Source organism: Mycobacterium sp. 050272, assembly GCF_039023525.1.
Lineage (GTDB): Bacteria > Actinomycetota > Actinomycetes > Mycobacteriales > Mycobacteriaceae > Mycobacterium.
The window spans coordinates 17,292-30,621 of record NZ_JBCHKV010000005.1; the positions used below are offsets into that span (position 1 = coordinate 17,292).

Below are 13,330 nucleotides of genomic sequence, written 5' to 3' on the forward strand. Positions count from 1 at the left end.
ATAACGGACGGTCTGAGCAACTGTGACAAAAGGTGGATCAACGCCGCACGTGGCCGGGGGAACGGCGACGGACCTCGGCCCGCGCCTTCGACAGCTCCGGAACGCGCGGGGCATCTCAGTGCGGGAACTGGCCCGCCGGGCCGGCTGCTCACCGAGTCTGATCTCGCAGGTGGAACGCGGCGTCACCACACCGTCCGCCAGCGTCGTCTATGCACTGGCCAATGAGCTCGGCATCTCGCTGGACTTCCTGTTCGGCGCCGGCGAGCAATCAACATCCCCGCCCGCATCGTCAGTGCCGGCCGATGCACTCGCCGCGCCACGGCCCGCTGCGTTGCACCAGTGGGGTCGCGCCAGCGGCGCCAATGGAACGGGGATCGTGCAACGAGCCGGCGATCGCAGCGTCATCGAACTCTCGACGGGGGTCCGCTGGGAGCGACTCACACCGACGCACGACGATCGGGTCGACTTTCTCGAGGTGGTCTACTCCCCCGGTGGCCAATCCTGCGATGGCGGTCAGGCCGTACGGCACGACGGTCGCGAGTATCTGTACGTTCTGCAAGGAGAGCTGGAAGCCGTCATCGGCTTCGACACACTGCGACTATATGAGGGCGACTCCCTGGCCTTCGACCCCACGACGCCTCACCAATACCGCAACCGCACAACGAGAATCGCGCGCGCTTTATCCGTCGTCGTGCACGATGCCACGGGATGAAGTGTCCGCGTCTGCGGGGTACTGTCCGCCGCGCGTCCGCTGTTCGAAGGAAACAATTTCCGTGCAGATCTGGTGCGGGCGTTCTTCCTGGATGAAGTGTTTGGCACCGCTGAGAATGACCGTGCGGTGGTGTGCGAACGCGGCTTCAAATCGCTGACGCTCGCTGGCCCGGAATCCGGTGTCAGCGTCGCCCCACACGATCAGTGCCGGCTTGCCCGCGAGTGCGGACAGGCCGGCTTGGACCTCGGTGAGATAGGTTCGGCTAGCGAGGATTTCGTGCGGAAACAGTGCTGTGGGCACGCGGGACCTCGGTGTCGGGAACGGCCCGCGGTAGGCGGCCTTCTCGGCGGCGGTCAGGCTGCGGCTGACGCCAAACGGCATGAGCAGCCTCACGAAAAGATTGAAGCGCTTGATCAGCCACCGGCTGACCGGGTTGCCCGCGATACGCGAGAACATCGCGATGTGGGTGACATCTTGCGCAGGCCATGCCCAGGTGTTGCCGATGATCAATGAGTGGATCAGCCCGGGGTGGCGGCCGGCGAAGCCGAGTCCGATCGGGCCACCCCAGTCCTGCACCATCAACCGAATATCGGTGAGCCCCAATGCTTCGACGAAGGCTTCGACGATCGCGGAGTGCTCGACGGGTCTGTAACCGTAACCGTCGCGGGCAGTGCTGAGCCCAAATCCGGGATAGTCCAGGGCGATGCATCGAAAAGTTCCGGACAACTCGGCGATCATGTGCCGATACAGGAATGACCACGTGGGGTTCCCGTGTAGGAGCAGCAGCACCGGGCCGCGGCCTTCGTCGACGTAGTGCACGGTATTGCCATCGACTTCCAGATAGTGGTTCTGATACGGGAACTCTGTCGTGTCGAGCCAAGGCGGCACAGGCGGTGCAGCGGTCATGAAAATATTTCTCTCGTGTGATGTTTGGGCACTCATTGCCCGCCGGGGCCGCGGGCTTGTTCTTGGGTAACAAAACGATTCATGATCGAGAATGTGCCGTTGGGCATCAGCCGTGACATCGGATAGAGAAATTTCACCTGGCCGATTCTCAACTCGGTGCGCCCTGTTGTCAGCCCCCGGACAACCGCTTTGCCCACCGCTGCCGGGGTGATTTTCGGGCCTCCGTAGCCACGGGTCAGTTCGGTGTCAACGGTCGGCGGCAGCACTTCCAGCACCTGGAGCCGATCCTTCTTGGTCTGCTGGCGCAGCGCCTGCGTGAACGCATGCATGCCTGCCTTGGCTGCGGAATACCCGGGATTGGCCGCCAGTGGCGCATAGATCAGACCCGTGGTCACATTGACAATCGCACCCTCGGATCGATCGAGTAGCAGTGGCAGCAGCCCGACCGACAAGTGCATCGGGGCCAACAGGTCAACGGCCACCTCGTCGTCCAGCAAGGTCTGGGCGGTCGCGCCTCGGAGGTCGATCTGGGTCATCGTGCCCGCGTTGTTAACCAAGATGTCCAGTGGGCGACCCCTGCGTAACTGATCGATAAGCCTCGCCCGCTCGGCACCATCACGGAGATCGGCCGTCAGGGTCCGGATATGCGGGTCGATGTCCTGGGCCGCCTGAAGCCGCGCTGCGTTACGACCGACGATGAGCACGTCGGCCCCGGCGGTTCGCAACGCTTTCGCAATTGCCAAGCCGATGCCCGCACCGCCGCCGGTGACCATGGCGAGCTTTCCTGCAACCTTCACCCGATGACTCCTCGTCACTGATTCGGCCGGGGTTCGGCGGTGGATGCCTCTAACCCAATCCGTCGGGCTGAGATCGAGCCCAGCGCCGATGCGGAACCGACGCCGCTCATTCACTCGGTTCAAACAATACGATACGGTAGCGTAGCGTTACGATGCTCGTCAAGATCGCGATAATGAGTCCGTGGAGAAACCGACCGTCACCGGAGTCGACAAGCGGGTGTCGCGCTCCGTCGAGGCCGTGCTCACGGAGACGTACCGTCTGCTGACCGAGGGCGGCATCGGCGGGGTCAGTATGGAGGAGATATCCCGGCGTTCAGGCGTTGCGAAAACCACGATCTACCGACACTGGCCCTCGCGCAGCGCCCTGCTGTTGGACGCCTGCTCCAAACTCGGGGCGAATCGGCCGATTCCAGACAACGGCAGCTTCGAGGCCGACATCGCCACGCTGGTCCGCGACCTCGCCGCGGACCTGCGGGGCGCCCAGTGGGCGTCGATTCTGCCATCGATCGTCGATGCGGCCGAACGCGATCCGGAGCTGGCCCGCGTGCAGGCCGCCCTTCACGAAGCGCTGATGTCGCCGTTCGTCGCCGTGACCGATCGCGCACAGCGACGCGGCGAAATCTCTTCAGATCGGTCCCCCAAGGAGTTGGTCGCCAGCCTGGTGGGCCCGCTCTTCTATCGACGCTGGTTCTCCAAAGAACCGGTAGATGACGCGTTCGTGACACGCCTGATCACCACGGTGGCTAGGGGTCACCGAGAGCGGTGATGGCCATGCTGGGCCCGACATCGCAGGTCCGCCGGTTGATCCCGACTACGACGCCGTGGCGTATTCCAGCACCCGCTCCGACGAATCGACGTGACCATTGCTGATGATCTTCAGCCGATCGGGCCGGACCTGGTAGACGACGCCGTCGACCGGGTTGGTGACATCGAACCCGTCGCCGACGCGTTCGGCGTTGGACAGTTCGATGTGGGCGCCGTCGCTGATCCGCTCGCCGCGGTAATAGTAAGTGCCACTGAGGTTTTGGCAGACCACCGCCAGCGACTTGCGGGTGCGCAGCACGGCGGCGGGCGGATTCCCCGGGTCACACCGCGCGGTCTCGCCGACGAACCCCAACCCGTCGGCGCCCTGCACCGGCCGCGACAGCGTCGGCGTCTTCGGCGGCGGCGCCGGCGTCGAAGGCAGGGCCGACGGTGCCGCCGTCGCGGTCGGGCCGGGCGAACCACTGCGATCGCCACCGAACACCGATATCACCGCCAGGATCAATCCGGCGATCAACACCACCACTGCCGCGGCGGCGAGAATCAGCGGTGCGTGGACGCGACGCGGGGGCGCAGCCGGCTCCTCCGGAACAGAGACATACGGGCTGTACCCCGAGTCGTCCGGATTCGGATAGACCGCCGGGAACGGTCGGGTGCGAGGCAGGGGTGACCCCGCGGCAACCGGCCTATGAGAAGACGAAACCGCTTCCAGGGCCGCGCGGGCAAACGACCCGGCGCAGGAATACCGATCCCCGGGCCGCTTTGCCATCGCGCACTCGATCACGTCATCGAGGCCGCGGCCGATGCCGCGGCGCATGATGCTGGGACGCGGCGCCGGCAAGAACAGGTGCGCGTTCCTGACCTCCTGTTCCGAGCCCTCGAACGGCGGCTGGCCGGTGAGGCATTCGTACAACACGCACGCGAGCGCGTAGACATCGGTCGCGGGCCCAATCTGGCTTCCGCTGAGCAGTTCCGGCGCCAGGTAGGCCAACGAGCCACAACCGCCGGTGCCGAAGTCGACGAGGTAGGCAAAGTCGTCGCGGGTGAGCAACACATTCTCCGGCCGCACGTCGCCGTGCACCAGGCCCGCCGCATGGGCCGCATCCAGCGCTCGCGCCACCTGCCGGACAATCGACGCGGCACGCGACGGCTCCAGCGCACCCTGCTCGCGCAGCAGGTCCCGGAGGCTGCCGCCCTCGACCGGCTGCATGGCGACGAACAGCACTCCGTCGATTTCACCCGAGTCGTAGACCGCAACGGCATGCGGTTCCCGCAGTCGCGACGCTATCCGGGTGTCGCGCCAAAACCGTTGCTGGAAGCCAGCACTGCGCGCGGTCTTCGCACGCAAAAGCTTTAACGCGACCGTCCGATCGTTAACGGTGTCGTAGGCCTCGAACACCTCACCCGTGTCGCCGGTGCCCAGCGGCGAGCGCAGCTCGTATGGCCCGAACCGCGTCCCCAGACGCGAGCGATACGAGGAGAACAATGTGCATTCCTTCCGTCCACTCCGAAGGTAGTCAGCCCCGCGGGTTCCCGCTATCGCCGTCGACATAACCTGCCGGGGCTCACGCGGACTAGGCATACAGTGCCTTCATGAGCGACATCACCACCCGCCTGCGCGAAATCGTCGGAGACCACAATCTGCTAGTGGGCGACGCCATCCCCGACGACTACTGGCACGACGAGGAGTTGAATCATCCGCCGCAGCGCCCGGCTTACGTCGCCAAACCGGCCACCGCCGAAGAGGTCGCGCAGCTGCTGAAAGTGGCTACAGAACATCAGGTTCCGGTGACCGCCCGCGGCTCCGGCACCGGCCTGTCGGGCGCGGCACTCCCACGCGAGGACGGGCTGGTCATCTCGTTCGAGCGGATGAATAAAGTCCTGGAGGTCGACACCACCAATCAGGTCGCCGTCGTCCAACCCGGCGTGACGCTCATCGAGCTCGACGCCGCCACCGCGGACGCAGGCTTGCGCTACATGGTCCAGCCCGGCGAGTTGTCCTCCAGCGTCGGCGGCAACGTCGGCACCAACGCCGGCGGCATGCGCGCGGTCAAATACGGCATCGCCCGTCACAATGTGCTCGGGCTGCAAGCCGTGCTGCCGACCGGCGAGATCATCCGCACCGGCGGCAAGATCGCCAAGGTCTCCACCGGCTACGACCTGACCCAGCTCATCGTCGGCTCCGAAGGCACTCTCGCACTGGCCACCGAGGTGATCGTCAAGCTGCATCCACGCCTTGAGCACAGCGCCACCGTGCTCGCGCCGTTCGCCGATTTCGGCCAGGTGATGCAGGCGGTGCCGCGCGTCATCGCCAGCGGCTTGGGCCCTTACATCCTTGAATACATCGACAACCTGACCATGGCCGCTCTCGTCCATACCCAGAACCTCGAACTCGGTGTCCCAGAACAGGTCCGCGACAGCTGTCAAGCGTATCTCGTTGTGGGACTTGAGAACCGGACCACCGACCGATTGGACGAGGATATCGAGCGGGCCGGTGAGCTGCTCGCCGAACTCGGAGCCGCGGATGCCTATGTGCTGGAAGGTGGTTCGGCGCGCAAGCTGATCGAGGCGCGTGAGAACGCGTTCTGGACGCTGAAGGCGATCGGCGCCGACGACCTGATCGACACCGTCGTACCGCGCGGGGCCATGCCCAAGTTCCTCGAGGCCGTGCGCGGTCTGGCGACGGCGGCCGGCGGTGGCGCGGCGGGTTGCGGCCACGCCGGTGACGGCAACGTACACCTGGCGATCTTCTGCAAGGACCCTGGCGCCCGTAAGCAGTTACTCACCGACATCTTTGCTCTCGCAATGGAATTGGGCGGCGCGATCTCGGGTGAACACGGGCTCGGCCGCGCCAAGGCTCCGTACTGGCGCGAGCTCGAAGACCCCGTCAAGGTCGACCTGCTGCACCGGATCAAGCTGTCTTTCGACCCGGCCAACATCCTCAACCCCGACGTCGTCTTTGCCGCAGAACCCCAGTGATGCCGCATCACTGATTCCGAATTCATTCCCGAATCGCTATCACCCGCGTACTTCTGGTATAGCCAGACAACCCACCCCGTATCGACCCGAAGACTTCTCGGCGGAATTGTTAAAAGCGCCACTATAGAGAGCACGGACGCCCGCACCGTGCCTTATTCTGCTTCGGACAACCGCATACGACAGGGCAGGGGAAATGTTCTCACTGACGCGACGCCGAACCGCGCTGGCGTTGGCGACTGTCGGTCTGCTCGTGTTCGGCTTGCTGTTGTTCACCAGAACCGGCCCCTCAGATCGCGCGGTTACCGGTCCGATCGGACTCTGGATTATCGGCATGTTCTCCAATGACTGCGCCGTCGGCGCCGCGCGGATCGGTCGCGGTCGCCAACGTCTGGCGTGGACCGTGCTGAGCATCGGGCTGGCCGGCTGGACGGCCGGCCAGGCGGTGTGGTGGTACGCGACTGTGGGCGGCATTCCCCCGATGGCGGGCGTCTCGGCGGCCAACTTGGGCTTCGTCATCTTGCCCCTGTGCGCCTTGGCCACCGCCGCCACCATTCCCAGCCGCGACGACTCCCGGTTCGGGATCGGCCTGCTGCTCGACGGCATCCTCGTCGCGGCGTCGTTGTTGATCGTGTTGGCCATCCTGGTGCTGGGCCATTTCGGCCAGCCCGAACAAATCGTCACGATGCCCTTGATGTTGTTGGCCGCCGCGTCCGCGGTATACGCCGGGCTTTTCGTGATGTCGACCATCACCGTGTGGAAAGCCGAGCCGGGCCGCAAACTCTCCCCGGCATTAATGACCGTGGGCTGGGGGGCCATTGCGACGGCCGGAATCATCCACGTCTGGGAAGATCATCCCGAACGAGTGCCCCACGACATCGTCGTTTTCGGCTGGGCCGTCGGAATATATTTCATCGCCCTTTCTGGAATTGCGTCCCGGCCCGGGCCCGAGCTCGATCTCGGCTTTTCTCAGCCGCTGCCGAAAATTTCGCTGTGGCTGCCGTACGGGCCCGTACTGTTGGCCATCGCCGTTGGTGCTGTGCACTTTTGGCCCACAACCCGGGCCGAGGCATTCATTTTCTCAGTCTGCGTGGTGCTATTCCTGACCACGGTCGCCCGCCACCTGTTATTGCTCGACCGCAAACAGCATCTGGCCGCCGCGCTGTCTGACGCGGCCCTGCGGGACCCGCTAACGGGGTTAGCCAATCAGCGGTTATTCGACGATCGGCTGGCCCACGCGGCCCGGCTGCAAATTCACCACGACGTCCCGGCCAGCGTAATTGCGCTCAATATCAGTGATTTCAAGATGGTGAATGACACGCTCGGTTATGCCGTCGGCGACGAGCTACTGCGCAGTGTCGGTGAGCGGCTCCAAGTCAATGTGCGCCCCGCCGACACGGTCGCGCGGATGAACGGAGACAACTTTGCCATCCTGGTCCAAGACCGCCCCGAGGTCGCCGCACAGGTCGCGAGAAAACTCGTCTATGCCTTCGCCGAGCCTCTCGAACTCGAGAATCATCGGCTGCACATACACCTCAACATCGGCTTGGCCTCGGCGGGAACCGAACCTGGCTCGGCCCTGATGCCGGCTGAGCTTCTCGACCAGGCCAGCGTGGCCCGCCGCTGGGCTCAGCACGCCAGCTCGACCGATGTGCAGACTTTCACCCCCGCGATGTTTGCTCAGCGCGGCAAACACCCGACACACGACGACAGCATGGCCCGCCTGCAACTGCTGGGCGAACTGCGACGGGCCATCGACGATCGCCTGCTGACGCTGCTGTACCAGCCGAAGTTCGACATGGCGACCGGATCCGTCTGTGGCGCCGAAGCATTGGTGCGATGGGAGCACCCAGAACTCGGCACGCTCGAGCCCGGCGAATTCTTACCCCTGGTCCGCGACCACGGGCTCATGGACGCTGTGACCGACCTGGTGCTGTCGCGGGCGGTCGCCGACGCGTCGGATTGGTACGCGGCCGGCGCGGATATCCCGGTCGCGATCAACCTGTGGGCGCCCTCGCTGGACGAAGACGCCCTGCCCGACCGCATCATGGCGATGCTCGAGGCGCGCGGCATGTCCCCCAGTTCGCTCACGGTCGAGATCACCGAGGACCTGTTGGTGGCCGATCTGGCGAAGGCCCGCGCGGTGCTCGATCGCTTGCGCGAGTCCGGCATCCGGGTGGCCATCGACGACTTCGGCAGCGGTTACGCCTCACTGACCTACCTGCGCGAACTGCCCATCGACGACGTCAAACTCGACCGCCTCTTCATCGCGCCGATTCTGCACGATGAACGCGCCGCCACGATTGTCCGGTCGGTGATCGAGTTGACAACGAAGTTCGGCATCGCCTCCATCGCCGAAGGTGTGGGAGACGCGGAAACAGCCCTGCGGCTTAGGGAATACGGTTGCGACGCCGTGCAGGGCAACTTCTTCTGTCCCCCGGTGCCTGCCTCCGAGATTCCGCAAGTCCCGCAGAACGCCACGCTCGCGGCCCAGTAATCACGACAGGGCATAGGGTTGCGCCGTGCACATTGACGTGATGACGGTTCCGCAACCGTTGACTCAGATCGGCGGCGTGGCCCAGCGCACTCAGGCTGCGGGCTTCTCCGGCATGCTCTTTACCGAGACCGGCCGCACCGCCTACCTCAACGCCGCGGTGGCTTCGCAGGCCGCTCCCGGACTCCAGCTGTCCACCGGTGTCGCGGTCGCCTTTCCGCGCAGCCCGTTCGTCACCGCCGCCGCGGCATGGGAGCTACAGGAGGCGACCGGCGGGAACTTCCGTCTCGGCCTGGGCACCCAGGTGCGCACGCATGTGGTGCGCCGCTATGGTGTTGCGTTCGAACGCCCCGGCCCGCGGCTGCGCGACTACGTGCTGGCAGTCAAGGCGTGCTTCTCGGCTTTCCGCACCGGCAAGCTCGATCACCACGGCGAGTTCTACGATCTCGACTTCATCACGCCGCAGTGGAGCGCGGGCCCGATCGACGCACCCGATCCGAAAGTCGATGTCGCGGCGGTCAATCCGTGGATGTTGCGGATGGCCGGCGAGGTGGCCGATGGTGTGCACGTCCACCCGCTCGGCGAACTCGGTTACCTCAAACGTCATGTGCTGCCCAACATCGCCACCGGCGCGCAACAGGCCGGGCGCTCAGCGTCGGACATCGCGATCATCGTCCCGGCCATGACGATCGTCGGCGACAGCGACGAAGACCGCGGCGCCCAACGCGAGACGGTGCGCACCAGCATGGCCTTCTACGGCAGCACCCCCAACTACGCGTTCATCTGGGACGAAGCCGGATTCGAGGGCACCACTGCCCGTATCCGCGAGAAGCAGAAGGCCGGCGATTTCGCGGGCATGGCGGCCCAGATCAGCGACGAACACATCGCGACTTTTGCCATCGAGTCGACGTGGGACGGCCTGGCCGACGCGCTGACCAAAAAGTACGGTGGAATCGCCACGCGCGTAGCGCTTTACAACGCCCTGGGTGACGAGGAGCGCTTCGAGCGGTATGGAGAGGTCGCCCGCCAGCTGCGTGACTGACGTCTTACCGCGAAATGTCGGTCATAGGCAGGCAAAACGGGTGCCTGCCCACCCGCCGCACGGTCACATACCAAAGTGCGTGCCGCGCACTGCCGCAACCGCCTCCGGCGGTCCGTTCACTTCCACCTGTGCGGCCGCTTGACGCCCAAAAACGTAGAGCAACAGCTCGCCCGGCAGTCCGGTGAGTAGAGCCGTCGGCTCTCCGGTTACGGCTATCAATCGTTCGCTGGTTCCCGCCCAGCGGATGTCGAGCCCAGCGCCCTGAAGACGTCGACTGAGAAAGCGGCTACCCCGGCGGACATTTCGCCACAAGGCGGCATCCATCGCGGGTGTCAGGCTACGAGCGCCGTACCCGTTCGCTCGGCGCAGGTCCTCGTGATGAACGAAGAACTCATTGAGATTCGCCATCGCGCGAACCCATCCGATCCGGAAGAACCCGACGGGCGGTCCGGACCGGATCCGCGCGACGAGCCACGAGAAGTCCTGGCGCAGCGCCAATCCCGCTCGGCGCCGCTCGGCGAATCGACCGAAGGGCCCGGGTAACACGAGGCAGGGCCCGGCAACGAGATCACGCTCCCGCAACACCAGGTGAGCAGCGAGATCGCGGGCAGTCCAGCCTGCGAGAAGCGTCGGGACCGACGGGCCGAGGTCGTCGAACAGATCGCAAAGCTCGAGGCGCTCTTGCGTGTCCAGCCAAACATCGGTCATCACTCGCGTTTGCCTGCCAGCCGCTCGACGTCGAGAACTTCACCGCGATTGATGCTGACCCAATCGCGACCGTCGAGGTACGGACGCAGGCTATTCCCGATCAGCTCGGCATCTGCCGCCGTCTTGGGCCGCTGAAGCTCGTAGACATGCGGCAACTCGGCCATCCCCGTCACCACGTCCCACAGTCTCAACGCCGCCGACCCGGTGGGCGGATCCACCAACACCGGGCCGAACAGGCACTGTTGGTCGATGAACAGCGTCGGGACACCGTAACCGCCCGCATCCACCACTGTCTGATGCTCGGCGCGAACCTCGTCGTGGGTGGTCGGGTCGGCAATGGCCGCATCGAGATTCGCGTCGTCGACGCCGATGTCGCGCAACAACCTTCGCGCTACCGCGGGATCGTGCGGCTTGCCGCCGAGGGTGTGCAGTTCACGCCCGATCACGGCGTACCACCGGTCGAGCAACGCCATGTCGGTGCGACGCAGCAGCGCACCGATCCGCATCAGCGACCAACCGTAGGACCAGTCGCGCTCCCACGGATGCTTCTTGCCGTCGACCCGGTTGATCTCTTCCAGGCTGAAGAACCGCCAATTGATGATGATGCCCAATTGATCACGGACATCGCGGATCCACAACGACGTCTGAAACGCGAAGGGGCACATCGGGTCGAAGTGGAAGTCCACGACGGTGTTCATCGTTTGACCCTACGACTTGGGACGCACTCCCGCGGCGCGATACACGAACACCGGGTCAACCGGGAACCGCAGTGAACTGGTCGGCAGCCGCTCCAGCACCTCGTCGGGCACGTGGCGCTTGTAATGCAGTTTCATCGAGCCGCTGAAAGCACGGTCCACGCCGCGCAGATCGATGTCGATCAGCAGACCCTTACGGGTGATCGTCGCGGCGGCCGGCCCCTTGTTGGTGTCCCAAGGACAGTCGATGGACCGCAGCGTGACGTCGCCGCGGGTGGGGAATGTCGCGACGAGCCGTGCGGCGCTGAAGGCGAACGCGCCTACATAGCGCGCGACGCCCGAGGCCGAAAAGACGCCCGGGACATGCCCGCTGAAATGCCGCACGACGCCGACCCGGCCGGCCAGGAAGATAAGCCCCTCGGCCTCGAGTTCGTGTTGCAGCTCGGCGGGCACATTGGTCAATTGCGACCACTTGCGAAGTAAGCCAAGCACAGCCAGACGGTAGCTGAGGCGGTGCTCGTCCGCAGTGTTTTACTGCACAGTCACGATCGCGGTGTATTGGCACACCGGCGCGGTGTTCTTGCCCACGAAGCTCGAGTAATAGGTGGAAATCGTCGTCGTGCCCGGCTTGAGCGCCGTGAACATCCACACCTCGGTGCCGGGCGCGCCCAACGCATCGGTGCTCGGCTGTACGTACTGGTGACTGGTTTGCTCGATGATCGAACCGTCGGCGATCTTCGTGTCGACCTGCCACCGGAACGGGGTGCTGTAATTCGCGCCCAGCTGCAGTTTCAGCGTGTTTCCCACCGCCAAAGTGACGTTCTGGGTGATGCTGTTCTGCTTGAGCACCTGGTCCATCGGAACTACAAGGGACTTCGACGTCGGCGGGTTCCTGCTCTCGAAGTGGCAACCCACCAGCATCGACGAGACGAGAATCGCGACGGTCACCAGTAGCCTGATCTTCACGACAGTCATCTCCTCCATTATGGCGGGGCACAGAATGTTCTCGTTCGGCGTCCTGGCCGGAGGTAGTGATGATCACCATGTTGGCAGCGCGATTTTCCCTCGTGGCAATCTTTGCCGTCGCCGATCGCAGGTCGGCGTTTTTGGGCACGCGTTTGCTGTGGGTCGGGTAGCTTCTGTGCATGTTCGGCATCATTCGGCCCTGCCGTCATCGGCTCGGCAGTGAGCTCGCAGCAGCCTGGACCGCCCAACTGTGCGGGTTGTGTCTGGCACTGCGCGACGATTACGGCCAGTCCGCGCGGATCGCCACCAATTACGACGGCCTGGTGGTCTCCCTCCTGGTCGAAGCCCAGTCCCCCGAGCAGCCCACCCGCCGCAAGGCCGGGCCGTGCCCGGGGCGTGGCATGCGGCGCGCCGAGGTGGCCACCGGCGACTGCGCACGACTGGCCGCCGTCGTGTCCTTGGCCCTGGCCGCGGCCCGGGTCCGCGATCACGTCGACGACCACGACGGCATCGTCGGCGCCGCCGGCGTGCGACCGGCCGCGCGCCGCATCGCCGAGCGCTGGGTGCGTCAGGGCACCGACACCGGTCACGCCCTGGGATTCGATACCGGCGTGCTCGTCGCGGCGATGGACCGCCAGGGACAGCTCGAGGCGACGGCCGGGCCGGGCAGCTCGTTGCTGCTGGTGACCGAGCCCACCGAGACCGCGGTCGCCGAGGCGTTCGCCCACACCGCCCTGCTCGCCGGCCGCCCGGGCAACCAGGCACCGCTGCGCGAGATCGGTCAGCTGTTCGGACGGGTCGCGCACCTGCTCGACGCGGTCGAGGACTACCACGAGGACCTCGCCCGTGGTAAGTGGAACCCGTTGGCCGCCACCGAAACTCCAATGGAGCAGGCCCGTGTGCTGTGTGACGACGCGGCGCTCGGCATCGAATTGGCCTTGGCCGAGGTCGAGTTCACCGACGGCCGCCTGGCCCAGCGGTTGCTGACCCGCGAAGTACGACGGGCGATCTCGCGTACCTTCAGCCGGTCCGGTCATCCGACCTGCGGCACCCCGCACGGTCAGCAGGAGGGCATCAACTTCGGCAATCAGCCCGCCGGTTCCGGCTATCCGCCCGGCGAAAACCCCGAGGGCGAGACCCCTGACCCCGGCAACAAGCGCAAGGGCGGGCGCGGTGACGGCGCCTGCATTTGCTGCTGCGATGGCTGCGACTGTTGCTGCGATTGTGGAGACTGCTGCGACTGCTCGTAAGGCGGCTCGTCGAACCCGTTGC

The 13,330-nt window shown here is 65.3% G+C and carries 13 protein-coding genes; 6 read left to right on the plus strand and 7 right to left on the minus strand.

Annotated features, from left to right (window positions below; genetic code table 11):
• Window positions 1–49: 49 nt before the first annotated feature.
• On the plus strand, window positions 50–712 hold the full coding sequence (locus tag AAHS21_RS12190; RefSeq protein WP_342927937.1) for an XRE family transcriptional regulator: 663 nt from the start codon (window positions 50–52) through the stop codon (window positions 710–712).
• Here the strand turns inward: AAHS21_RS12190 and AAHS21_RS12195 are convergent.
• Window positions 680–1,618, minus strand: a complete 939-nt coding sequence (locus AAHS21_RS12195) for an alpha/beta fold hydrolase (RefSeq protein ID WP_342927938.1) — start codon at window positions 1,616–1,618, stop codon at window positions 680–682. The two genes, AAHS21_RS12190 and AAHS21_RS12195, sit on opposite strands and share 33 nt — an antisense overlap.
• Before the next feature lie 32 nt (window positions 1,619–1,650).
• A complete protein-coding gene (locus AAHS21_RS12200) occupies window positions 1,651–2,391 on the minus strand; it encodes an SDR family NAD(P)-dependent oxidoreductase (protein WP_342927939.1) in 741 nt (246 codons plus the stop codon).
• A 205-nt stretch (window positions 2,392–2,596) separates the two neighbouring features.
• On the opposite strand from AAHS21_RS12200, the gene AAHS21_RS12205 reads away from it, so the two are divergent.
• Window positions 2,597–3,181, plus strand: a complete 585-nt coding sequence (locus AAHS21_RS12205; protein WP_342927940.1) for a TetR/AcrR family transcriptional regulator — start codon at window positions 2,597–2,599, stop codon at window positions 3,179–3,181.
• A gap of 45 nt (window positions 3,182–3,226) precedes the next feature.
• Here the strand turns inward: AAHS21_RS12205 and AAHS21_RS12210 are convergent, their stop codons facing one another.
• The gene (locus AAHS21_RS12210) at window positions 3,227–4,663 is read right to left on the minus strand and encodes a serine/threonine-protein kinase (RefSeq protein ID WP_342927941.1); all 1,437 of its coding nucleotides are present in this window, start codon (window positions 4,661–4,663) and stop codon (window positions 3,227–3,229) included.
• A 107-nt stretch (window positions 4,664–4,770) separates the two neighbouring features.
• Here AAHS21_RS12210 and AAHS21_RS12215 point away from each other — a divergent pair, with 107 nt between their 5' ends.
• The 3 genes from AAHS21_RS12215 (at window position 4,771) to AAHS21_RS12225 (ending at window position 9,689) form a co-directional block, all read left to right on the plus strand.
• Window positions 4,771–6,156, plus strand: a complete 1,386-nt coding sequence (locus AAHS21_RS12215) for an FAD-linked oxidase C-terminal domain-containing protein (RefSeq protein WP_342927942.1) — start codon at window positions 4,771–4,773, stop codon at window positions 6,154–6,156.
• Between the two features lie 193 nt (window positions 6,157–6,349).
• Window positions 6,350–8,650 (plus strand): bifunctional diguanylate cyclase/phosphodiesterase, encoded by a 2,301-nt coding sequence (locus AAHS21_RS12220; protein WP_342927943.1) that lies wholly within the window; start codon window positions 6,350–6,352, stop codon window positions 8,648–8,650.
• 25 nt (window positions 8,651–8,675) lie between these two features.
• Complete coding sequence (locus AAHS21_RS12225) at window positions 8,676–9,689, plus strand: TIGR03617 family F420-dependent LLM class oxidoreductase (protein WP_342927944.1); 1,014 nt, start codon at window positions 8,676–8,678, stop codon at window positions 9,687–9,689.
• Window positions 9,690–9,752: 63 nt separating this feature from the next.
• Here AAHS21_RS12225 and AAHS21_RS12230 read toward each other — a convergent pair whose 3' ends face one another.
• From AAHS21_RS12230 to AAHS21_RS12245, 4 genes are read right to left on the minus strand one after another with little or no spacing between them, the layout of a single operon-like run.
• Complete coding sequence (locus AAHS21_RS12230) at window positions 9,753–10,397, minus strand: TIGR03085 family metal-binding protein (protein ID WP_342927945.1); 645 nt, start codon at window positions 10,395–10,397, stop codon at window positions 9,753–9,755.
• The gene (locus AAHS21_RS12235) at window positions 10,397–11,095 is read right to left on the minus strand and encodes a DsbA family protein (RefSeq protein WP_342927946.1); all 699 of its coding nucleotides are present in this window, start codon (window positions 11,093–11,095) and stop codon (window positions 10,397–10,399) included. The genes AAHS21_RS12230 and AAHS21_RS12235 overlap by 1 nt, the downstream gene beginning before the upstream one ends.
• Before the next feature lie 9 nt (window positions 11,096–11,104).
• Window positions 11,105–11,584: a hypothetical protein gene (locus AAHS21_RS12240; RefSeq protein ID WP_342927947.1), complete on the minus strand. Its 480-nt coding sequence runs from the start codon at window positions 11,582–11,584 to the stop codon at window positions 11,105–11,107.
• A 39-nt stretch (window positions 11,585–11,623) separates the two neighbouring features.
• Window positions 11,624–12,058: a protease inhibitor I42 family protein gene (locus AAHS21_RS12245; protein ID WP_342928207.1), complete on the minus strand. Its 435-nt coding sequence runs from the start codon at window positions 12,056–12,058 to the stop codon at window positions 11,624–11,626.
• 179 nt (window positions 12,059–12,237) lie between these two features.
• Between AAHS21_RS12245 and AAHS21_RS12250 the strand changes: the two genes are divergently transcribed.
• Window positions 12,238–13,308: a DUF5685 family protein gene (locus AAHS21_RS12250; protein ID WP_342927948.1), complete on the plus strand. Its 1,071-nt coding sequence runs from the start codon at window positions 12,238–12,240 to the stop codon at window positions 13,306–13,308.
• Window positions 13,309–13,330 lie beyond the last annotated feature (22 nt).

Coding starts and splice junctions, on each gene's coding strand:
- AAHS21_RS12195 (WP_342927938.1), bottom strand. CDS start 1,618: ATGACCGCTGCACCGCCTGTGCCGCCTTGGCTCGACACGACAGAGTTC.
- AAHS21_RS12200 (WP_342927939.1), bottom strand. CDS start 2,391: ATGGTCACCGGCGGCGGTGCGGGCATCGGCTTGGCAATTGCGAAAGCG.
- AAHS21_RS12215 (WP_342927942.1), top strand. CDS start 4,771: ATGAGCGACATCACCACCCGCCTGCGCGAAATCGTCGGAGACCACAAT.
- AAHS21_RS12220 (WP_342927943.1), top strand. CDS start 6,350: ATGTTCTCACTGACGCGACGCCGAACCGCGCTGGCGTTGGCGACTGTC.
- AAHS21_RS12230 (WP_342927945.1), bottom strand. CDS start 10,397: ATGACCGATGTTTGGCTGGACACGCAAGAGCGCCTCGAGCTTTGCGAT.
- AAHS21_RS12235 (WP_342927946.1), bottom strand. CDS start 11,095: ATGAACACCGTCGTGGACTTCCACTTCGACCCGATGTGCCCCTTCGCG.
- AAHS21_RS12250 (WP_342927948.1), top strand. CDS start 12,238: ATGTTCGGCATCATTCGGCCCTGCCGTCATCGGCTCGGCAGTGAGCTC.